The sequence below is a fragment of the Bacillus shivajii genome (genome assembly GCF_020519665.1).
Lineage (GTDB): Bacteria > Bacillota > Bacilli > Bacillales > Salisediminibacteriaceae > Bacillus_CA > Bacillus_CA shivajii.
Genome location: NZ_CP084703.1, coordinates 1,347,117 through 1,372,629, shown reverse-complemented (window position 1 = coordinate 1,372,629; position 25,513 = coordinate 1,347,117). Strand labels below are relative to the sequence as shown.

The 25,513-nt window shown below is 36.8% G+C and carries 26 protein-coding genes; 14 read left to right on the top strand and 12 right to left on the bottom strand.

Annotated elements, in window-relative coordinates; translation table 11 throughout:
* Positions 1-116 precede the first annotated feature (116 nt).
* The gene (gene deoD / locus LGQ02_RS06625) at positions 117-824 is read left to right on the top strand and encodes a purine-nucleoside phosphorylase (RefSeq protein WP_226517419.1); all 708 of its coding nucleotides are present in this window, start codon (positions 117-119) and stop codon (positions 822-824) included.
* A gap of 57 nt (positions 825-881) precedes the next feature.
* Here the strand turns inward: deoD and LGQ02_RS06620 are convergent, their stop codons facing one another.
* Positions 882-1,868, bottom strand: a complete 987-nt coding sequence (locus LGQ02_RS06620) for a lipoate--protein ligase (protein ID WP_226517418.1) — start codon at positions 1,866-1,868, stop codon at positions 882-884.
* Positions 1,869-2,065: 197 nt separating this feature from the next.
* Here LGQ02_RS06620 and LGQ02_RS06615 point away from each other — a divergent pair, with 197 nt between their 5' ends.
* A complete protein-coding gene (locus LGQ02_RS06615) occupies positions 2,066-2,740 on the top strand; it encodes a cysteine hydrolase family protein (RefSeq protein ID WP_226517417.1) in 675 nt (224 codons plus the stop codon).
* Between the two features lie 3 nt (positions 2,741-2,743).
* Positions 2,744-3,610, top strand: coding sequence for a glycine betaine ABC transporter substrate-binding protein (locus LGQ02_RS06610; RefSeq protein ID WP_226517416.1), 867 nt, complete (start codon positions 2,744-2,746; stop codon positions 3,608-3,610).
* A 387-nt stretch (positions 3,611-3,997) separates the two neighbouring features.
* Here LGQ02_RS06610 and LGQ02_RS06605 read toward each other — a convergent pair whose 3' ends face one another.
* Both LGQ02_RS06605 and sigK read right to left on the bottom strand, forming a co-directional pair.
* The gene (locus tag LGQ02_RS06605; RefSeq protein WP_226517415.1) at positions 3,998-4,960 is read right to left on the bottom strand and encodes a calcium/sodium antiporter; all 963 of its coding nucleotides are present in this window, start codon (positions 4,958-4,960) and stop codon (positions 3,998-4,000) included.
* Between the two features lie 135 nt (positions 4,961-5,095).
* A complete protein-coding gene (sigK, locus tag LGQ02_RS06600) occupies positions 5,096-5,821 on the bottom strand; it encodes an RNA polymerase sporulation sigma factor SigK (RefSeq protein ID WP_226517414.1) in 726 nt (241 codons plus the stop codon).
* A 247-nt stretch (positions 5,822-6,068) separates the two neighbouring features.
* Here sigK and LGQ02_RS06595 point away from each other — a divergent pair, with 247 nt between their 5' ends.
* From LGQ02_RS06595 to LGQ02_RS06585, 3 genes are read left to right on the top strand one after another with little or no spacing between them, the layout of a single operon-like run.
* Entirely contained in the window at positions 6,069-6,551 is a 483-nt protein-coding gene (locus tag LGQ02_RS06595; RefSeq protein ID WP_226517413.1) for a YqeG family HAD IIIA-type phosphatase, read from the top strand.
* A gap of 48 nt (positions 6,552-6,599) precedes the next feature.
* Positions 6,600-7,121 carry a DUF3189 family protein gene (locus LGQ02_RS06590; RefSeq protein WP_226517412.1) on the top strand — a complete coding sequence of 174 codons (522 nt, stop codon included), beginning with the start codon at positions 6,600-6,602 and terminating at the stop codon, positions 7,119-7,121.
* Positions 7,122-7,160: 39 nt separating this feature from the next.
* A complete protein-coding gene (locus LGQ02_RS06585; RefSeq protein WP_226517411.1) occupies positions 7,161-8,741 on the top strand; it encodes an alkaline phosphatase family protein in 1,581 nt (526 codons plus the stop codon).
* A gap of 209 nt (positions 8,742-8,950) precedes the next feature.
* Here LGQ02_RS06585 and rlmN read toward each other — a convergent pair whose 3' ends face one another.
* Positions 8,951-10,045: a dual-specificity RNA methyltransferase RlmN gene (rlmN, locus tag LGQ02_RS06580; protein WP_226517410.1), complete on the bottom strand. Its 1,095-nt coding sequence runs from the start codon at positions 10,043-10,045 to the stop codon at positions 8,951-8,953.
* A gap of 361 nt (positions 10,046-10,406) precedes the next feature.
* Between rlmN and LGQ02_RS06575 the strand changes: the two genes are divergently transcribed.
* The 5 genes from LGQ02_RS06575 (at position 10,407) to LGQ02_RS06555 (ending at position 14,454) form a co-directional block, all read left to right on the top strand.
* Entirely contained in the window at positions 10,407-10,865 is a 459-nt protein-coding gene (locus tag LGQ02_RS06575; protein ID WP_226517409.1) for a DUF2188 domain-containing protein, read from the top strand.
* 89 nt (positions 10,866-10,954) lie between these two features.
* The gene (locus tag LGQ02_RS06570; RefSeq protein WP_226517408.1) at positions 10,955-12,019 is read left to right on the top strand and encodes an AbrB family transcriptional regulator; all 1,065 of its coding nucleotides are present in this window, start codon (positions 10,955-10,957) and stop codon (positions 12,017-12,019) included.
* Positions 12,020-12,344: 325 nt separating this feature from the next.
* Positions 12,345-12,869, top strand: coding sequence for an RNA polymerase sigma factor (locus LGQ02_RS06565; protein ID WP_226517407.1), 525 nt, complete (start codon positions 12,345-12,347; stop codon positions 12,867-12,869).
* Complete coding sequence (locus LGQ02_RS06560) at positions 12,862-13,740, top strand: hypothetical protein (protein ID WP_226517406.1); 879 nt, start codon at positions 12,862-12,864, stop codon at positions 13,738-13,740. The genes LGQ02_RS06565 and LGQ02_RS06560 overlap by 8 nt, the downstream gene beginning before the upstream one ends.
* 201 nt (positions 13,741-13,941) lie before the next feature.
* Positions 13,942-14,454 (top strand): ferritin-like domain-containing protein, encoded by a 513-nt coding sequence (locus LGQ02_RS06555; protein ID WP_226517405.1) that lies wholly within the window; start codon positions 13,942-13,944, stop codon positions 14,452-14,454.
* 238 nt (positions 14,455-14,692) lie between these two features.
* Here LGQ02_RS06555 and LGQ02_RS06550 read toward each other — a convergent pair whose 3' ends face one another.
* The 3 genes from LGQ02_RS06550 to LGQ02_RS06540 are packed head-to-tail and all read right to left on the bottom strand — an operon-like array spanning position 14,693 to position 17,737.
* Positions 14,693-16,879, bottom strand: a complete 2,187-nt coding sequence (locus LGQ02_RS06550) for a carboxypeptidase-like regulatory domain-containing protein (protein ID WP_226517404.1) — start codon at positions 16,877-16,879, stop codon at positions 14,693-14,695.
* Complete coding sequence (locus LGQ02_RS06545; RefSeq protein ID WP_226517403.1) at positions 16,876-17,193, bottom strand: hypothetical protein; 318 nt, start codon at positions 17,191-17,193, stop codon at positions 16,876-16,878. Before LGQ02_RS06545 ends, LGQ02_RS06550 begins: the two co-directional genes overlap by 4 nt.
* Complete coding sequence (locus LGQ02_RS06540) at positions 17,180-17,737, bottom strand: sigma-70 family RNA polymerase sigma factor (RefSeq protein ID WP_226517402.1); 558 nt, start codon at positions 17,735-17,737, stop codon at positions 17,180-17,182. Before LGQ02_RS06540 ends, LGQ02_RS06545 begins: the two co-directional genes overlap by 14 nt.
* A gap of 1,357 nt (positions 17,738-19,094) precedes the next feature.
* On the opposite strand from LGQ02_RS06540, the gene LGQ02_RS06535 reads away from it, so the two are divergent.
* From LGQ02_RS06535 to LGQ02_RS06525, 3 genes are all read left to right on the top strand, one after another.
* Entirely contained in the window at positions 19,095-19,271 is a 177-nt protein-coding gene (locus tag LGQ02_RS06535; protein ID WP_226517401.1) for a hypothetical protein, read from the top strand.
* A 274-nt stretch (positions 19,272-19,545) separates the two neighbouring features.
* Entirely contained in the window at positions 19,546-20,007 is a 462-nt protein-coding gene (locus LGQ02_RS06530) for a hypothetical protein (RefSeq protein ID WP_226517400.1), read from the top strand.
* A 222-nt stretch (positions 20,008-20,229) separates the two neighbouring features.
* The gene (locus LGQ02_RS06525) at positions 20,230-20,394 is read left to right on the top strand and encodes a DUF3918 family protein (protein ID WP_226517399.1); all 165 of its coding nucleotides are present in this window, start codon (positions 20,230-20,232) and stop codon (positions 20,392-20,394) included.
* Between the two features lie 74 nt (positions 20,395-20,468).
* Here the strand turns inward: LGQ02_RS06525 and LGQ02_RS06520 are convergent, their stop codons facing one another.
* From LGQ02_RS06520 to LGQ02_RS06500, 5 genes are all read right to left on the bottom strand, one after another.
* Positions 20,469-20,741 carry a holin gene (locus tag LGQ02_RS06520; protein WP_226517398.1) on the bottom strand — a complete coding sequence of 91 codons (273 nt, stop codon included), beginning with the start codon at positions 20,739-20,741 and terminating at the stop codon, positions 20,469-20,471.
* A gap of 529 nt (positions 20,742-21,270) precedes the next feature.
* Positions 21,271-21,441, bottom strand: a complete 171-nt coding sequence (locus LGQ02_RS06515) for a hypothetical protein (RefSeq protein WP_226517397.1) — start codon at positions 21,439-21,441, stop codon at positions 21,271-21,273.
* A gap of 195 nt (positions 21,442-21,636) precedes the next feature.
* Positions 21,637-22,563: a metal ABC transporter substrate-binding protein gene (locus tag LGQ02_RS06510; RefSeq protein WP_226517396.1), complete on the bottom strand. Its 927-nt coding sequence runs from the start codon at positions 22,561-22,563 to the stop codon at positions 21,637-21,639.
* 295 nt (positions 22,564-22,858) lie between these two features.
* On the bottom strand, positions 22,859-23,617 hold the full coding sequence (locus LGQ02_RS06505) for a PRC-barrel domain containing protein (protein WP_226517395.1): 759 nt from the start codon (positions 23,615-23,617) through the stop codon (positions 22,859-22,861).
* Positions 23,618-23,815: 198 nt separating this feature from the next.
* Positions 23,816-25,504, bottom strand: coding sequence for a glycoside hydrolase family 13 protein (locus tag LGQ02_RS06500; RefSeq protein ID WP_226517394.1), 1,689 nt, complete (start codon positions 25,502-25,504; stop codon positions 23,816-23,818).
* Positions 25,505-25,513: the final 9 nt, after the last annotated feature.

The window sequence follows — 25,513 nt, the reverse complement described above, 5'->3', positions numbered from 1 at the left end:
CCCACCGTATTTTGAATTATGAAATTGATTCGTTCACGTAAAAGTTTTGCGTTTACTATTCGTTTTGTGGTAACGTAAATTGGAACGTTTTTCACATGAAAGAAAGGATGAATGAAATGAGTGTACATATTGGAGCTAAACAAGGTGATATTGCCGAATCGATCTTACTCCCTGGAGATCCATTACGCGCAAAGTTTATCGCAGAAAACTTTCTAGAAGATGTAACTTGCTATAACGAAGTTCGTGGGATGTTAGGCTTTACAGGAACTTATAAAGGAAAGCGCATTTCTGTGCAAGGAACAGGTATGGGTGTCCCATCTATCTCTATTTACGTCCATGAATTAATTAATAGCTATGGCGTGAAAAACTTAATTCGCGTTGGTACATGTGGAGCATTAAAAAAAGAAGTAAACGTTCGTGACGTAATAATCGCGATGAGTGCTTCATCTGACTCAGGTGTAAACCGTCGTTACTTCAACGGACTTGACTTTGCACCAACAGCTGATTTCGGTTTGTTGAAAAAAGCTTATGACGGAGCTGTAGCAAACGGTATGAGCGTCAATGTTGGAAGTGTTTATACGAGTGATGTCTTTTATAATGACGATAAAGAAACGGTACCAATGCTTGCAAACCATCAAGTGCTTGCAGTTGAAATGGAAACGTCTGCTCTTTATACGATCGCTTCCCGCTTCGGTGTAAACGCACTTTCTGTATTAACAGTTAGTGATCACCTAATTACTGGGGAAGAAACAACGTCACAAGAACGTCAAGAAACGTTCAACGAAATGATTGAGGTTGCACTAAACGCAGCGATTGCAGAATAATAATATCTTAGACAGTGAAAAAGGGCTATCTCAACATGAGACAGCCCTTTCTTCTGTTTAATAAATAAGTTCAATGAGCCCTTCCTTTGGAATACGGCCAAAATAATAAGTCATATCAAGATCACTAAATGCTTCATGGATCGCATTTTTCTCATATTGTACGCCTGTTAAACGTTCTTCAACGTCTGATACATCCCCTACTCCAAAGAAGTCACCGAATATTTTACATTCTGTAATTTTACCGCTCTTCACATTTAAGCGAATATCAATCATCCCGGCATCAAATTTCTTTGATCGTTGCAAATCAAATTTTGGAGACTTACCATAATTCCAGTCCCAATTTTTATAACGCTTTTCAGAGATATCAGCTATTCCCTTCCAATCTTCCTCAGTAAGCTTGTACGTTTCAACGTCTTGCTCATGAAAAATGTAAGAGAGTAATAATTCTTTAAATTGTTCCATTGCCAGTTTCTCATCTAAAAACTCGTTAATATTAGCAACACGGCTACGAATGGACTTAATCCCTTTAGAGCGGATCTTTTCATCCTTCACATTTAAGGCATTTACAACGTGTTCGATTTCTGAATCTAACATTAACGTTCCGTGGCTAAACATTCTCCCCTTCGTAGAATATTGTGCATTCCCTGAAATTTTTCGTTCCCCTACGTGGATATCGTTTCTTCCACTAAGCTTCGCATCTATACCTAGCTTTTGAAGGGCATCGATCACTGGTTGCGTAAACTTTTGAAAGTTAGAAAAACTATCTCCATCATCCTTCGTAATAAAGCTAAAATTTAAATTTCCTAGGTCATGATAAACAGCGCCTCCACCTGATAAACGGCGAACAACATGAATCCCTTTCTCATCAACATACTCTTTATTTATTTCTTCAATTGTATTTTGGTTTTTTCCGATAATGATTGATGGCTCGTTTACATAAAACAACAAATATGTATCATCAATATTTAAATTTTTTAACGCGTATTCTTCGATGGCTAAGTTAACTCGTGGATCTGTAATATTTTCATTATCAATAAAGCGCATAAAGATCTTCCTCCTTCATATTTGTCCATTAATCAGTTTACCACAACCATCCCCCCTTCAAAACCAAATGTATAGCATCTCACATCAGTAAATATGAAATTTCAATAAATTAATTTAATTCTTTCAAAATACATATTAAATTTGAGGTTGATTACAATAATCTCTAGCAATGAAAGTTATTTTTTGGAGGTTTCCTCATGCAAAAACATCAAACAGCATTAGTTTTAATCGATTTGCAAAAAGAATCGAATTTCGGATTAGTAAATATGGATGCAGTTGTTAAACATACAAAACGTCTAATTAAAGCATGTAGATCTGCTAATATTCCTATCATATATACACGTCAAATAAATCGTGTTGATAATATTGGATTATCGGTAGGAGAACCTTCCAATGACGACGGGTCACCTTTTTTTTATAATTCCAATACAGATCAAATTGAAATCATTGATGAACTAAAACCTGAAGAGAGTGATATCGTCATTGATAAATATCGTTGGAGTGCTTTTTATGAAACCCCTTTAGATCTCATTTTAAGAAGTCTTGGTGTTACCGAACTTTTTATTGGTGGGGTCGTTACCGACGGGTGCCTAATGACTTCCGTTTTTGACGCTTATTTTCGCGATTATAATATCCATCTCATTCACGATATTAGTTCAGCGTCCAATGAAGGTGCACATAAATCATCGATTTTAACGATGGCAAATTGGATCTATAACTTAAAAGTATATGATACAGAAAATATCGTAAAGAAGATCCAAGGTGGTAGCTATGACTGTTGGAAACCTGCTCAAGTAGATTCTTTACACTTTACAGCGGAGAACATGGATGAACAATTTCAAAAAATAATCAATAAAGAAAAAGGAGAATAAACAATGATGAAACATGTCAAAAAACTTTGTATACTTATTTCTATACTTACAATGGCATCATGCGGAGCACCGGCTGACGAAGCTGGAGACGCCGATACAATTGTATTTGGACAAACGGCTTGGACAAGTACCGAAGCTCCCACACAAATAGCGAAACAAATTTTAGAAGAAGTCGGATATAACGTTGATATTGTGTTATTAGATCAACCAATGATTTTCCAAGGCATGCAAAATGAAGAGATTGATTTATTTATGGATGCTTGGCTTCCCTATACAGAGGAAGCACTTTGGGATGAATATCAAGATGACTTACAAATGGTAGCTACAAGTTATGAGAATGTTCCTTTAGGTTGGGTTGTCCCGGAATATGTTGAAGAAAATACGATCGATGATTTAGCAGGTAAAGCAGATAAGTTTGACGGTGAAATTGTTACAATAGCTGAAGGAGCAGGTATTGTAGGACTTTCTCGAGATGTTCTTGAAGATGAAGACTATGATTTAGAAGGATTCGAACTGGTTGCCTCAAGTGAAGCAGCAATGTTAAGTACTTTAGATAGAAGAATGCAACAAGAAGAACCGGTTATTATTACGGGTTGGCGTCCACACGCAATGTTTTCGAGATATGACCTTAAATTTTTAGAAGACACACAAGGACACTTTCAGTACGACAATGTATATGTTTTATCATACGAAGGTCTAGAAGAGAAATTTCCAGAGGTATATGACATTATGTCACAATGGAGCATTGAAGTGGAAGACTTAGAAGAAATGATGTATGAATTTGAACATAACGATGTTCCATTTGAAGAATCTGCTGCGCAGTGGATTGAAGAGAATCGAGACCAAGTCGATGCGATGTTAGGTCAATAATTCAATCAGCTTTTGAGGACCATAAGCATCTTTGATGTTTATGGTCTTTTTTAGATCTAATTTCATCATTTTATAAAGAAAAAAATATGATAAAATCTTGCTATATTCGCATAGATGTTATAACTCGAAGAAGTGATAGGCGGCGACTCCAGCGACTAGCATCGACTTCACAAGTAAGCGAGCCAATGAATAGTCATTATGTCCGTTCAAAAATCCCTTCGCTTTTCGCAGGCAGGCCTTACGAATGTCGCACTTGTACCTAGAGGTGAAAGCGTCCGCTTGTAGACGGATATGAAAAACTAAATGTTAAACGTGTTGCCATTTCTATTGTGTTTATTGTTTTTCACCTCGAAAACGGAACTGCTTAAGAATATTGCGTTCCCCTTTTTAATTTCTATATATGATGTACACAAGATATGAGATGTAAACGATTGTTAAGGCTAGTCCTTCAAGTTTACCTACGGTACTTTTTGTTTTTGAAAAAATAAATAATAAAACAGTTAACATTAACATTACGCTTGCATCGAAAAAAATTTTATAATCGACAAGTAGTGGAGTAATCATCGAAGCCACACCTAAAACAAACAATATATTAAAGATCGAACTCCCGACAATGTTTCCTAATGCAATTTCACTTTGTTTTTTTAATGCTGCTGTAACTGATATCACTAATTCTGGTAAAGAACCTCCTATTGCAACAATCGTTAGACCAACTAACGTTTCGCTTAACCCAAAAATATAGGCAATGATTGTACTGTTTTCAACAACTAAAAACCCTCCAAAAACAATTGCTCCGAGACCCACAACTGTTTTTAATAAACTTCTTGTCCATGATTGCTCTATGCTTGCATCAGTAGTCATCTCATCAAAGTCTTTGTCACGACTGTTTCGGGCTGCTTCAAATACGTAGTATAAAAAAATAGAAAAAAACAGTAAAAAGATGATTCCATCGCTTCGCGTAATCATATTGATTGAAGTACCTTGTAAATATTGATCACTCATTAAAACAAGTAAAACAATACTAGCCAAAAAGGTAAAAGGAATTTCCTTTTTTATCGTCGCTCTTTCAACCTTTAATGGAAAAATAATGGCTGTCACTCCAACGACTAGAGCGATATTTAAAATGTTGCTCCCTACTACATTTCCGATGGTTAAATCTGAGCTATCTTCATAAGCTGCAATAAAACTAACTGTTGCTTCAGGGGCACCTGTCCCAAATGCAACAATCGTTAGACCGACTAAAAGTGGTGGTACACGTAGCAGCTTAGCAATATTTGCTGATCCATCAACAAAGTAATCAGCCCCTTTTATTAATAAGGCAAATCCAACGAATAATAATAAATAGATCATATACTTTTTACCGCCCTTTAAATTGCTAACTAGTACTAAGTTTTACAACTAAACGTCCATCTATCCAAGTCAAAATGAAGCCTCAACATGACAAAGTGCCAGCCCTTCAGGGTTCTGGCACTTTGTAGTGACAATCTATAGATCTTGGTTATTTTGATACACATTCCGTTGGTGGCGATAAAACTCATGGAACAATTTCATCAGGGCTCTTTTTTCAATTCTTGAAACGTAACTTCTAGATATTCCTAGTTCCTTCGCAATTTCTCGTTGTGTTTTTTCTTTTTTCAAGTCAAGACCGAACCTTGCGATAATCACTTCTTTCTCCCGCTCATCTAATACGTGAATATATTCATACACTTGTCTTTTCTCCATATTAAGCTGAATCAAATCTGCGACATCTTCAGTTTCTGCCTGTAGTACATCAATGAGACTAATTTCGTTCCCTTCTTTATCTTGACCGATTGGGTCATGTAGTGAAACATCTTTTTTTACTTTTTTTAATGCGCGTAGATGCATGAGTATTTCATTTTCAATACACCTCGCTGCATATGTGGCAAGTTTTGTTCCTTTTCCTGGTGAGTAACTTTCAATTGCTTTGATCAATCCAATCGTTCCAATTGAAATTAAGTCTTCATTTTCTTCGCGCGTATTTTCAAATTTCTTTACAATATGTGCGACTAGCCGTAAGTTATGTTCAATAAGAAGGTTTCTTGCTTCTTCGTCTCCTTCCTTCATTCTCTTGATGTATTCTTGTTCATCTTTTTCTTTTAACGGCTGTGGGAACGCATTGTTTTTTACAAATGAAACAAAGACGAATAGTTCTTTTACGAAGGCTGTTATAGCTGCGAAGATACTAGACATATACGGACTACACCTCCTCTAGGCATTCGTACAATATCTATATGCACGTCGAAGGTTGTCTGTGACTGTCAATTTGTGAATTCATAAAAATGAAATATGTGATGTTTGATCACATGCTCCAAGTCGTAAAGGCATCACCGTACATAAACGTCTATTTGTTTTCTAATAATAAACAGTAAAGTAGTACAACCTTTAAATACCTTAATAAAGCGTAAATATTTACAAATAATGTGGAGGGTGTTTATACGTGAAGTACTTTAAGCCTGATTTTGAGCTTCATCATTTCTCTGATATTACGAAAGATTGGCTCGAGGAAAACCAAATCGAAACGATTTTCTCAGATTTAGACAGTACCCTCGCAATCCATGATGAGCCCGGTGATGATGATTTAAAAGCTTGGATTGAGATGTTAAAAGAAAATCATGTAACACTCGTAATCGTGTCAAATAACAGTCAGGGGCGAGTCGATCGCTTTTGTAAACCATTCAATATTACTGGGTTTGGAAGGTGCCAAAAACCAGCGCCTTCAAAAATTCGAAAACAGATGAAGTCAATAGGTGCAAAAGAAAAAACAAGTTTATTTTTAGGAGATCAACTATTAACAGATGTATGGTGTGGCAAACTCCTTAATATGAAAACAGCACTTGTTACACCCATTGGTCGAGAACATGAACCGATACAAATAATAATAAAAAGGAAAATAGAATCGTTTATTAAAAAAAGGTGGTAACTCTCGGTTACGAAGAATGAATGAATAATTTCATAAGGAGCAAAAGTTATGATCTATATTTATAATTGTTACGGTGGCACTCACTCTTCCGCTCTAGCTGCCGCGTATCACTTAAAGAAAATTCCTGAATCAACACCAACAAAAGAAGAGATTTTAGGTATTGATACATTTAATAAACTTAAAACAAAAGATATGGGAAGGATCATTTTTCATGGGAAGGATAATGAAGAAAACCTTGTATATACGATTGGCAGGGGCCGCTCTAAAGCATTAGTTCCCGCAATGAAAAACTTACTTTTACTTTTACAAGAAAATGGAGAAAAACATGAGCAAGTTATTCTCTCTAATGCTTCGCCAACCGTTCCTCTTTCAATGACTTTTGGCGGCTTGTTTTCAAGAAGACTTCATATCGACTTTATCGGAGTTCCACTTTTAATTAAAGGAGCGAAAAAGACGTATCCGAATATAAAGAAACTCGTTGAGAAAACGAAAGAAGTAGCAAAAAGTTCGACAAATGACGTTGAAGTGCTAGATAACAAAGAACTTGAAGTAAACAAAAAGCTCGGATAACGATCGTATTCTATTCGTTACGGAAGGAGATGAAAGAACTTGAGGAAGCTTTTATTGCTTTTCATCCTTTTATTAAGTTCTTGTCAAAACCCTGACTCCCAAGAGAATACAGTTGATCCTTTTTATGATACATCTATTACAACTTCCAACAAAAAAGTAATTATGGTCATGATCGATTCAATGATGGGGTCATCGCTGAATAAAAGCATGGAGGAAGGAAATGTACCAGCACTTCAATACTTGATCAAACATGGACAATATTATAAAGACCTTGTTGTTCCTTTTCCAAGTATGTCTGTAACCGTAGAAAGTACGTTAGTGACTGGAGAAATGCCTGATAAACATCAAGTTCCAGGTTTATCGTGGTTTAAAAAAGATGAAGATCGAATCGTAAATTATGGAACAACGCCAGAGTTTTGGATGAAAAATGGTTTTTCAAAAGGCATTTACGATGTGTTTTATAACTTAAACAATGACCATTTAAACGAAAACGTTACAACAATTTTTGAAGAGTTAGATACACGAGGTTTTTCAAGTGGAGCGATTAATACATTATTATACCGAGGCAACCATGAACATACTCTGCATTTGCCAGAAGTAACAAACAACTTAACAGACCTCCCTGAACAAATTCAAACGAAAGGTCCTACGACATTAGCGTTTGGTGAATTCACACGTCCTGAGTCAATCGAAGGAGATCCATTTACGGACGGCATTTTTCACCGATTCGGGTTAAGAGATCGTTATTCAATGGAAGTAGTCCAAGGGCTAATTGAAAACGAGGAACAACCAGACTTTTTATTCATGTTTTTTCCTGACAATGACAAAAAAGTTCATAAACACGGACCTCATTATAGACGTGGTCTCGAACAAGCCGATGAGTATTTACAGGATGTGTTAAATAGTTATGACAGTTGGGAACAAGCAATTGAAGAGAACATATTTATCATATTAGGTGATCATGGTGCAGACAAACTTTCCGCAATTGAAGAGGAACTAGCCATCAACCTTGAAAATTTAGCAGGGGATTATCTCATTTCTCCATTGGGCCAACCTGCCAGTCGTGGTGACATTGCATTTGGGGTTAATCAACGTATGAGCTATATTTATGATGTACAAGAGCAAGGTATTCTTCCGATAATATCCAACCATGCTATGAACGATTCACGCATCGATCTGATTGCATGGCTTGATGATGAATGGGTAGAAGTACTAAGCCCAGATCATAAAGGAGTCTTACGCTTTAAAAAAGACGGTGAATTTTCCGACCGATATGATCAAACATGGAAGATCGAAGGAAATCACGAGATTGTTAAATTACTTGTAGACCACGATGATAAACTAATATCGTATACCGATTATCCGGATGTATTAAATCATTTAGAAACATCTTTAAATAGTCATGACGGTTCAAAATTAGTGTTAGTTGCAAAGCCTGGTCACTCCTTTTATACTGATGGGGTTGAAATGCATGAAGATGGTGGTGAACATGGTGGCCTTCATAAAAACGACCTCCTAACAGCATTAGTAATTACTGGAACAGACCTTGAACCTGATTCACGGCGATTTGTCGACTTGAAAAATTTTGTATTAGACCTCTTTGAGGGTGATAAAGAATAGAGAAGTACTAAAAGAGAATATCGGAAATAATTGTGAAAAGCGGTCATCACTTATTGAGTGCGCTTTTCACTTTTTTCTTGATTTCTTATTGAGTTGATTTTCTACGTTTTCACGAGTTGTTTTTTCACTTTCATGATTTGTTCATCACTTTTCATTTGGTAACAAAAAGGATGACCTATCCAATTGAATGGGTCACCCTTTTTCGCGCCTTACACGTTCGTTTTAGAGCGCGCTGCTTTTGTTTCTTTATCTTTTTTCATATGTTTACTACGTAACTGTCCACAAGCGGCATCAATATCAGAGCCTTGCTCATGACGAACACCACACTGTATACCGTTCTTCATTAAAATATCGTAAAACGTTAAAATTGATCCCTTTTTACTTTGCTTATACTGAATATATTCGTCTACCGGATTATACGGAATCAAGTTCACATATGTGAGACGTTTCTTATCTTTTAGAAGATCGGCTAATTCATGTGCATGTTCCGGTTTATCATTCACCCCGTCTAATAAGATATACTCGAACGTAATACGACGGTTCGTTTTTTCTAAATAATAATCAACAGCTTCCATTAATTTTTCAATCGGTAATGCTTTATTGATCTTCATAATATTTGTTCGAAGCTCATTGTTTGGTGCATGTAGTGACACTGCTAAATTCACTTGGAGATTTTCATCAGCAAATTTATAAATCTTATCAACGATCCCACTTGTTGAAACAGTGATATGACGAGCACCAATCGCAAGTCCTTTATCGTTGTTAACGACGCGGAGGAAATTCATTAAGTTCGTGTAATTATCGAACGGTTCTCCAATCCCCATGACAACGATGTGACTCACTCGTTCGTCTTCACCATTCTCATCAAGTGCGTGCTGTACGTTCATAATCTGCTGGACGATTTCACCGCTAGATAAGTCACGGTCTTTCTTCAATAGACCACTTGCACAAAAACTACAACCAATGTTACAACCAACTTGGGTCGTTACACAAACCGAGTTTCCGTAATCGAACCTCATTAATACGGTTTCAATTAAGTTCCCATCACTTAATTTAAAAAGAAACTTCATCGTCCCGTCTTTAGAGACTTGCTTAGAATGTACTTCTAATGTTTGTAACACGAAGTTCTCTTCTAATAATTCGACCGTATCTTTTTTAATATTTGTCATCTCTTCGAAGCTTTTTACGCGTTTTTTATATAACCAATCCCATACTTGTGAGGCACGGAAAGGTTTATGTCCGCGTTCTGTAAACCAGTCTGTCAACTGGTCAAACGTTAATCCATAAATGGAAGGTTTATTCATTTGAACCACTCATTTCAATACTTATGATTTATTTTTTAGGCTCTGTTAAAGATGAGCTTTATATTAAGATTGGGCATTTCCTGCGGATTTTCTTTTTCTCTTGCCACATAAAAGCTTTAAGATTATCGGGGATTACCTCCGATTTGATCTCCTTTACCACAATCGTGCCTATCTTTAAACAAACGTTTATTCTTCTTTTCAATATGCCGTTCGTTATTATCTCAAGATTTCCCCATTAATTCAAGCCCTTAGACTCTAGAAAACAGCATATTTTTCACTACATGACGTGTTTTTCTTCTAGTTTATCCTCCATAAAGTTGTGGTATACAACGACCAAACAATCACTGGAGGTGACTGAGCGATGCCATGGGATACGAATAATTATCCAAGCTCAATGAAAAATTTAAAAACAGGGATAAGAAAGAAAGCAATAGAGATCGCTAATGCAATGATTAATGAAGGTTATACTGAGGACCGAGCAATTCCTATCGCGATTGAACAGGGAAAAGAGTGGTACAGTCATGCAAATGACAAAGAGAAGAATATGATGGTCCAAAAGAGTGACAATGAATTGCGCTCGCAAGATGAAGACAACAGGTCTGGACGACCTGAGTTACTTGATAAAGGAGAACACGTCTTATCTCATGAAGAAGGTTGGGCGGTACAAGCTGAAGATGCTAAGAAACCGTCTGAAGTCTTTAAGAAAAAACAGGATGCTGTGGATCGAGCAACTGAAATAGCTAAAAATAAAGGGACTCATTTAATTGTTCACGATCAAGATGGCTCTGTTCGTAAAAAGCAGTCTTTTGATGAACAGTGATTTTCATGAAGCAGCCCCTTCCACCTGATTCCCAAAATTGTGATACAATTTTAATATTACTAATTTAAATGATTGAAGGGGTCTTCAACATGAATCAAAACAACATAGTTGTTAAACTTATCGAGCCGATTATCATAGGAGTAATTGGTGGCTACGTATTTTCCATTTTAGACCTTCCTTTACCTTGGGTATTAGGAGCTTTAACCTTTATTTTACTTTGGCAAGGGTTTACTAAGCGAAAAGTTTATTGGCCTGAGTCAGTAAAAAATATCGGCCTTACCATACTTGGGATTTACTTTGGTCTATATTTTACAAAAGAAACGTTTATGACGATGGGACCATACTTCGCTCCCTTTGTCATCGTAACGATCATTTTAATTTTTGCCAGTATTTTACTTGGTATGGTCGTTACTAAATGGATCAATGTTGATAAAATTACAAGTACTTTTGCTTCCATCCCAGGTGGACTCACTGAAATGGTCATAGCAAGTGAATCTTTAAATGCGAAAGCTTCACTCGTTGTTATTTTTCAAACGGTACGATTACTAACTGTCCTATTCACCGTTCCCGCTCTCATCATTTTCTCGTTCTCTGCAACTGGAACTGCTTCGGGCGATTCATTCCTGAATCAACCATTTATCTTTGAAGGCTGGAAATACTTATGGTTTATTATCCCTGCTGTTATCGGGGTATCGTTAAAAGACAAATTACCTGCTGGAATTGTTATCATCCCACTCGTCATTACGGCACTTATGAATGTGAGCCCAGCTGAACTTGCTACTGTACCTCCTGCTCTTCTTATTGCAGGTCAAGTTTCAGTCGGTATTGGGTTGGGGATGAAAATATCCTTCGAAGAATTAAAATTAGGTGGAAAATATTGTGGCATTTATGCAGTGATTACGTTCACGTTAATTCTCTTATCATTTGGGCTTGGCTTTATTCTCGCTCAAATGACATCGCTTAATTTAGCCACTGCAATGTTAAGTGTTGCTCCTGGCGGGCTGATTGAAATGGTGCTCACCGCTTCGATTGTCGGTGGAGATCCGGCAATTGTCAGCGCTTTACAGCTCACTCGCTTATTTTTAATTATATTATTTGTCCCTCCGATCTTAAAATGGTACTTCAGAAAAACAGAATTACAGCATGCAGCTTAATACCTTATGCATTCATAGTAAATGGCTTAGAATATGAAGTTCTAAGTCATTTTTTACTTGTAGTCTTTCTTTCATGATCATTCTTCTATAAATACAGACTAGCTCCCCTTATATCCGCTTACGTTTCACTTTCTCAATTTTTGTAGTTCGTATCATAATACTTAATCAACACATAATGATGCTAACTCGTTCATTGTAACTGTAATAAAAATTCGTTCCTACAGAGATTGTTCTATCTTTAAATATTTTTTTCAAAGATAAGTGCGATAAATACACAGATGAATCGTCTAATTATATAGAACGCCAAAATACGGAGGAAAATGTAATGTCCAAAGAGCAAATCATCTCAGATTGGTTTTATCAATACAGCGATGATATATACCACTTTTTACTATATCGGATCGGCTCTCCAGATGTTGAAGATGTCGTTCAAGAAGTTTTTATAAGAGCAATGAAAGGTCTTGACTCTTTCGAAGGGAATGCCCAACCAAAAACTTGGTTATTTACGATTGCCCGAAATACTGCTATTGATGAAATCCGTAAAAAGAGTCGGAACAAATGGAAAGATTATTTAACCTTCGAATCGAAACATGAGCCAGCAGACAACGAAACGCCCGCAGACCTTATTCAGTTAAACGAAGATAATCAAGAGCTTTATAGAGCCATTCAAACGTTAAAGTCCAATTATCGAGACGTTGTCATTTTACGGGGAATTAAGGACCTTTCCGTAAAGGAAACATCTGAGGTTTTGAATTGGAGTGAAAGTAAAGTTCGTTCCACATATCATAGGGCAAAAAATATGCTACACAAAAAGCTAAAAGACGAACTAGGAGGTGTATATAGTGACTAATAACGATCAGGATTTAGATAAAAAATTACGTGAAATGGCAAAGCCAAACTTAGATGATGCGAAAAAAAGAGAACTACATCAGTCTATCATGGCTTTTGCAAGTCAAGGTGAAAGGAAGAAAAGGAGAGGATATGTTATGAAACGATTTGCTGCAGGAATTGCAGGTGTAAGTGCAGCTGCTATATTAGCCTTCTTTATCGTTACTTCGCCAGACGAAGATCCGTCTCAAATTGCTGGTGATGACCCTCAACCTGATGAAAATGAAGTTGGGATAACGACTGAGGATACAGAAAGAGATGATGTAACAACAGAGGAAAAAGATGAAAATGATGATGTTACAGATGAGCCGGTTGGTGATTCTGTTGAGCCATTAGATAAATACGAAGTTTTTTCAAATTTTAGTCTTTATCACCCGGGTTATTTAGCTGAAGCGAGAACGTTTTACGAGAGTGAAACGACAGATTATGTACTCGGCTATGGGCATCATGCCCACGCTGTGACAATGTATGAATTGTTTGAAGTGAAAGATGATGAAGTTACGATAATTCGTAGTGTCGTTGATGAGACAGACTTTGAAAGAATTGAATCTATCTTACATTTAGATAACTGGGAAGAAGCAATGATTGAGTATTTACTTGATGAAGCAGAACCAGTTGAAGAGCTATTTTTCACTTACGATGAAGCAACGTCTGAAACAGAAGTAACAGCAGACGGTGAAACATACACGGTATACCCTGTTGAAATTGAAAACGAATTGACTTACTACTTCAAAGAAGGAGAAGGCCTTTGGGTAAAAATATATGAGGATGAAGATACCGTTGAAATGTATGGTGAAGAACAGAAAACCGTCCGTATTCAAGATGAAGAATAGCCCTCCTTAATTATTAGCTGTCGACAGAATGATATCGTCGGCAGCTTGTCTTATTTAGGAAGCCTTTTCTAACGATCATATTCATATATTTTCCGGAAGTATGAAAGTTCCGGCGTCCAATGTTACTTAATGAACTAGTAACCATTTCCAATTCATTTACATAGGCTATCATCGATGACCTGATGAAAGAGGTGATAGCACTTGTATTACTATTATCCTTTTATACCCGCACCGCACGCTTATCCAATGCATCGAAACTCCCGCCAGATAAATCGTGGTACAAACATTCCATATGTTCCTATTTTCGGGGACCAATCACAAAGTGAAATCAGAGATCATGTCTACCAATCAATTGTTGATGAAGCAACAGCAGCTGAGTTCTACACAAGGTTATTAAATGAAACACCTGACGACTTGCATCATGAGTTTGTTGAACATGCTCGGGATGATGAATTAGAGCATTTAGAGGCATTAAAAAAACTGTATGTTTATTTGACTGGCAATCAAACGGAGTATGAAATTGAACCTATACAATACGATACGTATAAAGACGGAATATTAATGGCCCTGCATGGTGAATTAGAGGCGGCTGAATTTTATCGTGATGTTCAACTTTCAACTACTGACCAAGTAGTAAAAGACACCTTCTTCTTTGCAATGGTCGATGAACTCGAGCACGCTACCCAATTTGGAGTCTTGTACAGTACATTGTAAGCATTTATGAATTTTTCCGCTTTCGTCATTGTTCTTTCAGTTTTTAAATACATTCACCCTAACTATACACCATAAAGCCCCTAGTAAACTCCAGTTGATTTCCAGGTGCCAGGCACCTGGAAATCAACTGGGAAAAACTAAGAAACAAACAAAGTGAGTCACCTTAGCAGTCGTAATTATTATGAAAAGCTCGGATGCAATGTTGCATTCCGAGCTTCTGTCATGATTGCTTTATATTTTATTCTAGACGGTTCAGCCCTCTAACAAGCCCAGGTAAGCCACGTGAGCCTCTCTCATCAAGTAATTCTTCTATTTGGTCATCTTTACCGTTTATATATAATCTAATCACTTCCTGTATGTCCTCATGATTGACTCCCTCTAAATGTGATACGATCGACTCCCAGTTTGTCGGGTCTAGCGATAGTCCTCTCCTTCTATTGTTTGTTGCAATCTGCACAACTTCCTCTACATCGTCAGTCATGTATAATTCGGTTACTAAATAATAACCGATAAAACGGTTCGCAGGATCAATTGAAACAGCTCGAGAAAAGGTATCATTTGCTTCATTTATTCTTTCTTGCATGAATAGGCTTTTTCCTAACATCCCTAGCACATATGAACTCGGTTGGACTCCTTCATCTAATTGCTGTTTATAAGTCAACAACCATTCCTCTACTTCTTCCCACTTACCTAAATTGTTATAGACCTTTGCAACGGTTAACAAATTTTCCGCGGATGAGTCGAGTTCAGCGAGTTTCAAATAATACGGAAGCAACTCACTGTCTGAATCGCGATTTGACTCCCTAATTCTTGTCACCATTCGTAAACTATGGATGTCTCTATCATCGTCCTCTACATTTTCCCGATACTCGTTTAAGGCTTCTTCAACCTTACCATCAAGAAGCAACATATCGGCTTCTATTAATTCCCGTTCTTTCAAATGGAAAAATGGCAGTTCACCGACTGTTTCTTCTTTTAAGCGATACCCATTACTTTGCCCGATCAATTTACCTTGTTCGTCAAATGCTCTTACCGACCATGAGAACGTCCCTTTTGGATTTGAAAAAGCTAATGTATTTTCAGGAGCATGTAGATGATCTTCTAATTGTTCTTCTAAAAAGATAACTCCTACCGTTTTTGCATATAGTTCTTCAACTGGGATGACAACTTCTTCATTTTCAATGCCAAATAAAAACGGCGCTCCGAATGATCCACCTTCATAATCTACATAAAGCATTAACTCATATGTTTTCGCTCCAGGATATTCCTCCCACCTAAATGAAACTTTCTCCTCTTCAACCGTCGCATAATTCGTCGGTTCGATAATATCAATGAGTGGTGTAAGCTCGACGTCATACGTTATATGGTCACCATCATTAATCTCGATCCAGTCGTATGTCTCGACTGGCCAAGTCCAACCGTCTATTTGCTCAAAGTCAATGCCAATATGAATTTGATAGTTTCCAGTTTCTACATTCGTAAAAAAAAACTCGCCATCTTGGTTTGTAATCGCCTCATATTTTTCATGAGGAGAAACAGAACGATTTACTTCTCTTTCATCACGTAAATAAACAGCAACATTTCTTAATGGGGTACCATCATCTCTTACTACCTTACCTTCCACTTTTGAAAATGATTCTTCCTCATACTCCTTAAGGTCGCCTTTTAAAGCAACTAATGATTGAAAATATTTGCTTTCAAAAAAATGGTCCGCACCATCTTTAGCAAGCTTCTCTTGAACATGAATTTCCTCTTCTATAAAACGCTTTGCCTCATCTAAATTTCCAGATTGGACTTGTTTGTTCGCCGTTTGTTCAAGTAAATAATAATACTCTTGATAATAAACACTACTTACATGTTTGCGATAATCATTTAACAACATTTTTGTGTGTTCAATTTCCCCTGTGTAAACGGCTAGATTAAGCCATAGGAGAGTCATCTGATGAAATAAATAACTGCCTTCATCGAATTCAGCAATCAGTGCTGTTAGGATATCATTTCCCTTTTCAAATTCTCCGGTGCTCCGGTAATGATGAACTAAAACCTCGGCGGCAGGCAATAAATACCCATCTCTCGGTGCTTTCTCTAAGTAATGCAAGATATACGGTTCCATTTCATGAAGCGTAAATAATCTGTCATACGCACCCGAACGACTTTTAGTCGCTGGTCCAATATAGACGTCATACGTACCAGGTCGCTCCCGCTCGATCATATAATCTCTAATGAGCGATAAGCTTTGACGATTGTCTCGTTCAATTCGAGAAACAATTTCTGCTTTGGCAAGTTCAATTTCTCCACTTGCAATTTGATTGTTTATTTGCCATTCCTTCACTTTAGGCTCAACAAAAATGATGATGACTGAAAGAGATAAGATAAAAGTGATAAGTAGCATGAATAAGTGTTTTACTTTCATTTTCACTTTCATTCATCCATCCCCTCATCTCTTACTAAATCACTCCAAAACAAATTCCCGCCTTTTTCGACCATGATCCTTTTGGCATCGTCTTTATTATCAACTATAAACATTGAACCTGTTCCGACTGAAAAAAGGAGAATGACAGCCATTCCAACTGGAAGGAGTGGAATCGTCACTTCTTTATTCCACCAGTTATTAAACTGTTCACCAAATGATTTCGGGTGTGTTCGTTTCATAACTTCGTCTTTTCTAGAAAACTCGTATGAAGAAAGCTCTTCGTTTAATTGTCTTCGTAACGTTTTTTGCTCATCAAACCGTTTCATCCTTTTCTCCTCCCTCCTCTAATGAACCTTTCAAAAGCGTTCTTCCCCGTCGCAATTTCGTCTTTACTGAATTCTCATTTCCATCGAGAAGTATAGCAATCTCTTTAATAGATAGTTCTTGAAAATAATAAAGGGTGATCACTTCACGATATTTATAAGGGAGTGACTGTATATGCTGATGCAATAATTGATTTTCATAGTTTGTCATCAATAACGATTCAGGCTCACCGTCACGTTCATCAATTACGTTCTCCCAACTATCAGCCTCTTTTTTCAAAAAAATATGTTTCCAACTCCACCTTCTCATTCGCGTCCTGCATTGATTGACAGTGATTTTCATAAGCCAACTCTTTAGCTTTTCATCAGACTCCAACTGGTCAATATTCTGAAAAGCTACTACATATGTATCTTGAACGGCTTCTTCAGCAATTTGACGATCTCTCATTAAAAGCACCGCTGTACGAAGGAGAATATTTCCGTATTGCTCCATTAATTGTTGTAACGCCTGTTCTTCTTTATTTTTTAATCGTTCTACTAAAGACACTGTCCCTCCCCCTTCACTATGAACGATGCATCTAAGCTAAATAAAGTTTCATGTTTTTATCACTTTTTTACGTTTTTGCTACGGAACGATCATAACATGGTATTTATTGAAGAAGGTGTATTACCTTTTCCTTTATTCTAAGCAGTTAAAGGTAATTGTCTCTCCCTCTACAGCCCATAAGCTGTTGTGTATGCAATGAGGCACCTCATAACTTAATTATCCAACTATGTATGATAAACTTCAGCAGATACGGGGGTAAATGTTCTTGAAGTATCAGCCTTATTGAAAATCATGGTCGATATTTTTTACCTAATGTTGTTTTTATTAATCGAACTTAATATTGTATAGGATGATTTATTGAAATTATCGCAAGTATTATGATCCACTTACTGGGACCTTACATTGAAAGTGAAAAAAATAAACCAGAAAATCACATAAATACTTGTATGAACTTTTTGAATTGGCTCTGTTAATCTTCATTGTTGATTTTTAAAAATCACGAGACGCCTGTGGGAAAAGCAAGAGCTAAGAGCATTTACTTCATGAATATGCTACGATTTGTCTCGACGGACAGGACGACCAATGCCGGGCATGCCACAGGACGTGGCGTTTTGACCGGTGGAAGGATGCCACTACAGAGCTTTGCGGCTAGAGGAAGAGACAGAAGCTCCATCGGGGTGGTTTTCCCCGATTAGCTGAAGCCTTGCCCACGGCAAAGTAGACACCGTAAATGCAAGCGAAAGTGAAGCATGAACGGATGTCGTACTTGTGCCTAGAGGTGTAAGCGAGTGTATTTTTGTAAAATCAACATTAGCCTTTATCAAAGCCTTTGAATTAAATAAAAAGCCCTTTTTAACTTACTCATGCAAAATTGGTAAAGGAAAATTTGGAAAGCGGTGAATTTACGTGGAATATGCAGTAGAGTGTGTCGTTCCCAACATGATGGATACGATGAATGCAATGCAAGAGCCAACAATGAAGGAAAGACACTATCCAATCGGACTAGCTGTAGCAAAATTATAGACAAAGCGGCTTAGATCAATTGGCCGCTTTTTTATTTACTCCTCTTAAACTTCCTCACTTGTAAAAATACGACAATGACTGCCATCACAACGATAAACAAAACAATAGGATTACTAAGCAAAGTACTCATGTTAACCCTCCTCTTTTTATCCATTCCCAATTCTTCCTTATGAAATAACGATTAAGTTTATTTTTTCCTATTTTAATGGATCGATCTTCACTTCTAAAACCTATTCTTCAGCTTAAAATACAAATAATCAGTTCCCATAATTTTTACAATCAAAATGTATAGGAAATGCACATTCGGTTACCTTATATGTGGGAGGTGATACAAATGGCAAATCGTAACAACCAAAACAATCGTAACAATCGTAACAACGAGCGCAATGACCAAAACCAAGAATTTAACGAGAACAACAATAACAACAATGTAGAATTTGCTCGTGAAAACGATGCTCAAGATTTAAACAACCGTAACAACCGCAACAACAGAAATAACCAAAACAACTAATTGCACATGTGTCATTTCCTCTATACATACTCGTTTTGGCAAACCCATTTCGACATTGATAGAGGAAAAGAAGTACTTCTACTGAGGATGACTCAAAACAAAAGTGCCTGGCACCTCCTTAGCAAGATACAGTTAGAATTTATATCTTGTAAATGCTGGAGAGAGCTAGGCACTTATGGGTCATCCTCATTTTAATTAGTTTGTCTTAATTTCGTTTAATTTTTAGGAATGATTCCCCCTGATCTTGAATTGGATATAGTAAGGAGGGAAATGCATGTCCATGAAAAAAAATTTAAAAGAACCATTGAAAAGAGTCGATTATAAGAGAGCCCAAGTAACAGCTGTTTCTGAGTATGTTGAAAGTTTGAAAGACCACCGTTATGTTTCGATGAGTACAAAAATGATGATACTCACTAATTTTGGAGAAATATACGGAGAGGTTGTAAATTCTGAAGAGGTCGTTAAAGCATATGAAGCTGATGAAACAACGATTAGTGATCAAAACCTAGATGAAGTTAACTTTTCTTATTTAGAAAGTGCGGCCGATGAATCGATTGCATTTCAAAAAAGTATACCTGGTCAAAACGATTTAGTTATAAAAAATTTTTCTGGTACCCTTCATTTAAAAGATGTCACGATATATCCTTTTTCATCCCAAGAAATAATAAGAAAAAACCATCTATTACTTTTTACTGATCAAATTATTGGCATCTCCTACGGTGATAAAAAGAAGTAAAATGAATCATGTTATTATATTTTACCTTATCTGACATTGTTGATTGATCGATCTTGTCGAACTGTCTTGGAAACAACCTCCTTGTTTATTTCTTTCATAATAACCTCATATTAATAAATGTTTGAAGCGACAATTTGTTGCTTCAACAAAGGGTACTCCATGGGCGAATGAACAAACTCAGTTCGTCACAACAAAGAACACTACCAATAAGGAGATGTTTACATGTTTGGTATGAGACGAAATAAACGAAACGGAAACGGTTTAATGATGTCACTAGTTGGTATAGGCGTAGGTGCTGCCGCTTACGGAATGATGAGAGGCCGCAATAACGGAAATAACAACATGATGGAGCCTGTCCAAAAGGCAATGAACCAATTTAGAGATTAATTCGCCTTAAAAGGAGTTATTGAGCAGCTTTATGAGCTGCTCTTTTCCCTTTCACCTTTTTCCGCTATAGCTATTTAGCTACCAGTATGTTCGCGTCCATTACTCTTTGTATATTTCCCTATCTCAAATAATCCAACAGCTGATAACCCACAAATTCCTCCAGCCCAAATTCGCAATATAAATTCTAATTCAGTAAAGGGATATGAAACGATTCCAACTAACATTCCAATGATAAAAGATGATAATGGTATGAAATTTTTAGGGATATTAACTGTCCTTTTTAACAGTTCAACTAATGCTACGACAATTGGAGAAAGGATTGATGCAAACATTAATACTGCATCCATATACCACACCTCCTCACTACTTAATATGCTAAAACCAACAACATGAAACGGCTGTCATCCTTAGCAGTTATCTTATAGTAAGAAAGGTAAATTTAAAATATCTCAATTGATGTTGTAAATGAGTACTATTAGGGTCTAGTTCGATAATATTTAACATAAAGAAAACTCGCCACTTGGCGAGCCTAAATAGCGAAGACAGAGGCGTAGAGAGACGCACAGGATGATGTGCTAGTACCGACGTTGCTAAAGGACGTTGTTTTTTTAGCCGGTGAACCTTACTATACACATCAATATTTTCACGACGTCGATATCGCATCTTCGCTAAAATTTTATAAATTTTTAATAGTAAATAAAAATGGACAAATACAGGCTCTTCAGGTAAAGAGAGAGCCGTAGTTGTATTTTTAATTCGTTCTTAAAAATTTTCTATACGTCAAGCCACTTAAAAATGTAAAAAAAGAGATTGACTCGTAAGGTATCCAAAACGTTACTTTGAGCCAATCCCTTTTAGTGTTTTTAAATTTCAGCTTTAACAGCAATCACTTTCGTTTCCAGTCATCATCAAACCTTTGCCCTCTGGTGTTTCTCTTACATCGAGTGCAAGACCTTGAGTTTGTGCATGGATTGCCTTTTCAAAGGCAACTTTTATGCCGTTAATTTCTTCAACAATATCATCTTCTGTTGGCTCATCCAGAGCCAATCCTAATTGTGGACCGCCTCAGCCCATGCCTGAGAAAAAGACTTTAATGTTTTTTGCACCATGTTCGGCCATTAATTCTTCAATAAAGCCTTTTGCGCTATCGGTAATGTTCATTGTTTCACCTCAATTAATATCATATACATTCTGTACGATCATTATCCTACCAATGTTTTGAGGTGATGACAACATATTTGCTTAGTTTCCACCTAATCCTTCTACAAATGTTTTCGTATTTTGACGAAGCATGTTAAGGTATGTGTCTGCTCCTGAATCTTCGTCGCCGATCGCATCTGTATAAACCTCTCCTGCTATTGAGACACCTGAGTTTTCTGCGACCATTTCCATATAACGGTTATCGACAGTTGATTCAACAAATACTGCCGGAATTCCTTCATCTTGAACGATGTCAATCACGCGGTTAATTTGTTGAGATGTGCCTTCTTCATGAGAGTTGATCTCCCAAATTCCTTCTGTAATGAATCCATAATCTTCACCATAATATTTAAACGCATTCTCACTTACGATAATGACACGGTGCTCTTCTGGAATTGTTTCTACTTGTTCTTCAATCCATGAACTAAGTTCATTTAATTCGTCAATATATGCATCCGCTCTTTCGCGGTATTCTTCTTCACCTTCTGGGTCTAGATCAATTAAATGTTCTACTAAATTTTCCACATAAATGATGCCTTTTTTCGGGCTCAACCATGCGTGTGGATCAACACCCTCTTCACCAACTAATGGAATACCCTCCATTCCTTCAGTGAGTTCGACAATTGGAGTTTCAGAAATGTTAGCCACAATTCTTTCTAACCATTCTTCAAGATTCATCCCATTAACGAAAAATACATCAGCGTCACTAACTTTACTAAAATCACTTGGTACTGGCTCATATTCGTGTGGTTCTTCACCAATTGGGACAATGTAGTCTACATTCGCACGATCTCCAGCAACCTCACCAATCATATCCCCTAGAACAGAAAAACTTGTTACAATGTTTAGTTTTTCCCCATCAGTATTTCCTTCCTCATCGTTTGTTCCTGTTTCTTCATCTGTTGAACATCCTGCAATCAGTAAAACTGATGTCATCATAAGAAACAATACCGTTTTAAACTTTTTCATTTCCATCCTTCTCCTCCACTTCCTTTTTTTCTTTGCTTTCGTAATATATGAGTTCCCCAAAAATGTGTGCATACTACAAAATAAGTTAGTCAAGCGATAATGTTTTTGTCCTAGCTATAAAAGTTGCACAAGAGAAACTTTTGAGTTACTAATTGCATTATACAAAATTCAGTTTAAAAAAGTAAAGAGTTTTTTTATGCGAAAATTATACAAAAACAAAACCCATAATTATCCAGGTGCCAGCAACCTGGATAATTATGGGTTTTTTGTTCATTCTATGATCGAAGTCTAATATCTAAGATTTCCAATATCCCTTTTTACCGTAATGCATAAAAAGTTCCTCTTCCATATCTCTTGTAAGGGGTGGTTCCTTTAAATATTCTGGAGCGTTCTCTACTTCTTCACGTTCAACATTGATGTGAATTTGCTTGCTCGTCCAATCAATGTTAGTGATCCAATCTGTCGAAATGAGTATTTTCTTACCTGGTAAAATTTTCTTCGTGTCACAAACGAAATAACGAATTTTATAAGAATCTTCTTCTATTAGAAGATCTTCAATTTTCCCAAATGAATCTCCTCTTGCTGATAACTCATAACCGATGATTTCCTCTGCACGATGAACGTAAGGGCGATAGTCCTCTTTACTAACAACATCGTCAATTTGTACTGGTTCTGGTTCATATTTCGCAAGTTCCCGTGCAGCAATCGCGTTCCCCCACAAACTTGAACCAAGCCAATATGGACCAAGGCTATAATATAAGCTAAATTCTCGTTCAGATTTCCTTGTTACTGGTTGTTCATTGATTTGCGGTGCATCCTTTGCTTGTTCTTTCGAGATATTTACATAAATCTTCTCTTCTTTCATATCAATATTTGTGATCGAAGCTGGAGATAAAAACAGCTTTTCTCCTGTGAACCAAGTGCCTGCCTTTACAACAAGATAACGAACGGTCCAATGGTCTTCATCAAAATAAACGTCATGCACTGTTCCAAATTCCTCATCATTTCCAATTACATGAAATGAACTTAGCCAATGGTCATAATGGAGAAGCATAAGAACCATCCTTTCTTATAGATGATCGTCTCATTCTTCCAATTCCCGTCACAACATCATGTAAAACACGCTAAAATATATACAAAATATCCCAAGTGCCTGCCACTTGGAAAAAAAAGGTGGTTGTATCATTCTACTTAGAATTTAATTAACTAAATAAAGCCTGCATCAATTCGGTAGATGCAGGCTTTTTTCACTTTAATGCTTAATACGATAAACTCGCGCTTCGTATGGTTTTAATGTAAATGTGTCTGCATGAACGTCTTGAATGTCATAATTACAGATAAACAATTCACGTTCTTGCCCTTTTACTTCTACAGGCAAATCAACTGTTGGTTCATTCCCGTAGAAATTACAGTACACAAGCAGCGTTTCGTCACCTAGTTCACGTTTATATGCGAAAATCTCTTCATGATTATATAGAAGTAAATCAAAGCTTCCATAGACAACAATATCATTGTTATGACGGAGATCGATTAACTTTTGATAATAATAGAAAATCGAGTTTGGATCTTCAAGTGCTTTTTCCGCATTAATGTCTTTATAATTCGGATTTACTTTAAGCCATGGTGTACCTGTTGTAAAACCGGCATGGTCAGTGTCATCCCACTGTACAGGCGTTCTTGCATTGTCTCGACCTTTCACATAAATACTTTTCATAATTTCTTCATGTGATACACCTTCTGCACGCTTTTCTTTATACATATTTAAAGTTTCGATATCTTCATACTCTTCAATTGAATCAAAGCACACATTCGTCATCCCTATCTCTTCACCTTGATAAACATAAGGCGTCCCTTTCATCATATGAAGTAACGTTGCAAGCATTTTTGCAGACTCTAAACGATATTCTCTGTCATTCCCAAATCGAGATACCATTCGAGGTTGGTCATGGTTATTCATATACAAGCTATTCCAACCTTCATTTTCTAACGCTTTTTGCCACTTCGTTAAATTATTACGCAAGTCGCTTAGCTTTAACGGACGTAAATCCCATTTTCCTCCTGGACCTGAATCGAGGTCAACATGCTCAAACTGGAATACCATATTCAACTCTTCGCGGGTCTCATTTGTATACTTCACGGCTTCTTCTGGATCAACACCAGGCATTTCTCCTACAGTCATTACTTCGTAATCCTTTAATGCCTTACCATACATTTCATGTAAAAATTCATGAATTCTCGGTCCATTCATAAAATACTCTCCGCCTGAAACATACTTTTTCCCATGCGGATTTGGAGCATCTGGTAGACCTGGTTCTTTTGAAATAAAGTTAATAACATCCATTCGAAATCCGTCAATTCCCTTATCTAGCCACCAACGCATCATATCGTAAACTTCTTGACGAAGCGTAGGATTTTCCCAATTTAAGTCAGGCTGCTTTTTTGAGAATAGATGTAAGTAGTATTCTCCTGTCAGTTCATCATATTGCCAAGCTGATCCGCTAAATGCAGATTCCCAGTTGTTTGGCTCGGAGCCGTCTTCTTTTCCAGGATGCCAAATATAATAATCACGATATTTATTGTCTTTTGATTTTCTTGATTCCGCAAACCAGGCATGTTCATCAGATGAGTGATTCACAACAAGATCCATAATTAACTTCATACCACGGTTGTGAACTTCCTTTAAAAGTTCTTCCCAGTCGGCCATTGTTCCGAACTCATCCATAATGTCTTGATAGTCGCTAATGTCGTAGCCGTTATCATCATTTGGTGATTTATATACAGGCGATAACCAAATCACATCAATGCCAAGTTTTTTTAAATAATCTAGCTTTTCAATAATCCCTTGCAAATCCCCAATTCCGTCCCCATTACTATCATTAAAACTTCGTGGATAAATTTGATATACGACACTTTCTTTCCACCATTGTTTTGATTGTTGCATTTTTGATTC

Excerpts from the sequence above, each read along its gene's own strand:
- deoD (WP_226517419.1), top strand. The coding sequence starts at position 117 with ATGAGTGTACATATTGGAGCTAAACAAGGTGATATTGCCGAATCGATC.
- LGQ02_RS06620 (WP_226517418.1), bottom strand. The coding sequence starts at position 1,868 with ATGCGCTTTATTGATAATGAAAATATTACAGATCCACGAGTTAACTTA.
- LGQ02_RS06615 (WP_226517417.1), top strand. The coding sequence starts at position 2,066 with ATGCAAAAACATCAAACAGCATTAGTTTTAATCGATTTGCAAAAAGAA.
- LGQ02_RS06610 (WP_226517416.1), top strand. The coding sequence starts at position 2,744 with ATGATGAAACATGTCAAAAAACTTTGTATACTTATTTCTATACTTACA.
- LGQ02_RS06605 (WP_226517415.1), bottom strand. The coding sequence starts at position 4,960 with ATGATCTATTTATTATTATTCGTTGGATTTGCCTTATTAATAAAAGGG.
- sigK (WP_226517414.1), bottom strand. The coding sequence starts at position 5,821 with ATGTCTAGTATCTTCGCAGCTATAACAGCCTTCGTAAAAGAACTATTC.
- LGQ02_RS06590 (WP_226517412.1), top strand. The coding sequence starts at position 6,600 with ATGATCTATATTTATAATTGTTACGGTGGCACTCACTCTTCCGCTCTA.
- rlmN (WP_226517410.1), bottom strand. The coding sequence starts at position 10,045 with ATGAATAAACCTTCCATTTATGGATTAACGTTTGACCAGTTGACAGAC.
- LGQ02_RS06575 (WP_226517409.1), top strand. The coding sequence starts at position 10,407 with ATGCCATGGGATACGAATAATTATCCAAGCTCAATGAAAAATTTAAAA.
- LGQ02_RS06570 (WP_226517408.1), top strand. The coding sequence starts at position 10,955 with ATGAATCAAAACAACATAGTTGTTAAACTTATCGAGCCGATTATCATA.
- LGQ02_RS06565 (WP_226517407.1), top strand. The coding sequence starts at position 12,345 with ATGTCCAAAGAGCAAATCATCTCAGATTGGTTTTATCAATACAGCGAT.
- LGQ02_RS06550 (WP_226517404.1), bottom strand. The coding sequence starts at position 16,879 with ATGAAAGTGAAAATGAAAGTAAAACACTTATTCATGCTACTTATCACT.
- LGQ02_RS06545 (WP_226517403.1), bottom strand. The coding sequence starts at position 17,193 with ATGAAACGGTTTGATGAGCAAAAAACGTTACGAAGACAATTAAACGAA.
- LGQ02_RS06535 (WP_226517401.1), top strand. The coding sequence starts at position 19,095 with ATGGCAAATCGTAACAACCAAAACAATCGTAACAATCGTAACAACGAG.
- LGQ02_RS06530 (WP_226517400.1), top strand. The coding sequence starts at position 19,546 with ATGTCCATGAAAAAAAATTTAAAAGAACCATTGAAAAGAGTCGATTAT.
- LGQ02_RS06525 (WP_226517399.1), top strand. The coding sequence starts at position 20,230 with ATGTTTGGTATGAGACGAAATAAACGAAACGGAAACGGTTTAATGATG.
- LGQ02_RS06520 (WP_226517398.1), bottom strand. The coding sequence starts at position 20,741 with ATGGATGCAGTATTAATGTTTGCATCAATCCTTTCTCCAATTGTCGTA.
- LGQ02_RS06510 (WP_226517396.1), bottom strand. The coding sequence starts at position 22,563 with ATGAAAAAGTTTAAAACGGTATTGTTTCTTATGATGACATCAGTTTTA.
- LGQ02_RS06505 (WP_226517395.1), bottom strand. The coding sequence starts at position 23,617 with ATGCTTCTCCATTATGACCATTGGCTAAGTTCATTTCATGTAATTGGA.
- LGQ02_RS06500 (WP_226517394.1), bottom strand. The coding sequence starts at position 25,504 with ATGCAACAATCAAAACAATGGTGGAAAGAAAGTGTCGTATATCAAATT.